The organism is Streptomyces sp. BE303 (assembly GCF_036290945.1).
GTDB lineage: Bacteria > Actinomycetota > Actinomycetes > Streptomycetales > Streptomycetaceae > Kitasatospora.
The window spans coordinates 1-418 of the sequence record NZ_JAQYWZ010000847.1; the positions used below are offsets into that span (position 1 = coordinate 1).

At 68.9% G+C, this 418-nt stretch carries 1 protein-coding gene; it reads left to right on the forward strand.

The genetic code is table 11. From position 1 onward, the window contains the following. Positions 1 to 4: 4 nt before the first annotated feature. Positions 5 to 418 (forward strand): roadblock/LC7 domain-containing protein, encoded by a 414-nt coding sequence (locus tag PUR56_RS29480; RefSeq protein ID WP_043468791.1) that lies wholly within the window; start codon positions 5 to 7, stop codon positions 416 to 418.

Below are 418 nucleotides of genomic sequence, written 5' to 3' on the forward strand. Positions count from 1 at the left end.
TCAGATGAGCCAGGCCGCACAGAACCTGAACTGGCTGATCACCAATTTCGTGGACAACACCCCCGGGGTGTCGCACACGGTGGTGGTCTCCGCGGACGGCCTCCTGCTGTGCATGTCCGAAGGGTTCCCCCGCGACCGCGCCGACCAGCTCGCCGCCGTCGCCTCCGGCCTCACCTCCCTCACCACCGGCGCCAGCCGGATCTTCGAGGGCGGCGAGGTCAACCAGACCGTCGTCGAGATGGAACGGGGCTTCCTCTTCCTGATGGCCGTCAGCGACGGCTCGGCACTCGCCGTCCTGGCCGCCCCCGACTCCGACATCGGTCTCGTCGGATACGAGATGGCCCTGCTCGTCGACCGGGCCGGCGCCGTCCTCACCCCCGCACTCCGCGCAGAACTCCAGGGCAGTCTCCTGCACTGA